Genomic DNA, 383 nt, shown 5'->3' with positions numbered 1-383 from the left:
CCGCCCCGCGTGGCGACCGCCATCTCGATCGCCGCACACGCCAACGCTGCATCCGGGTGACGACTGGTGGCCGCCCCCAGCAGGCGGCGACTGTAGAGGTCGATGACCGTGGCCAGATACAGCTTGCCCGCCGCGGTCGGGATCTCGGTGATGTCGCCGACCCACCGCTGATCGGGGCACTGTGCGGTGAAATCGCGACCCAACAAATCGGGGAACTTCGGGGCGGTCTTGTCCTGACGGGTCAGCCCGTTGCGCCGGCGGATCCGCCGCGCGACCAGGCCCTGACGACACATCGAATCAGCGACAGTCTTCTCGGTCACCGTCCACCCGTCAGCACGCAGATCCGCATGCAGGCGCGGTGACCCGTGCAGGCCGCGGGCCTT

1 protein-coding gene is annotated in these 383 nt (G+C 68.9%); it reads right to left on the bottom strand.

Translation table 11 applies throughout. The features are described 5' to 3' along the window. Positions 1-383: DDE-type integrase/transposase/recombinase (locus tag B1964_RS28540; protein WP_139765932.1), on the bottom strand; the 383-nt coding region annotated here is incomplete at both ends.

Source organism: Gordonia sp. i37 (assembly GCF_002043085.1).
Classification (GTDB): domain Bacteria; phylum Actinomycetota; class Actinomycetes; order Mycobacteriales; family Mycobacteriaceae; genus Gordonia; species Gordonia polyisoprenivorans.
This window is presented reverse-complemented; position numbering and strand designations above follow the sequence as displayed.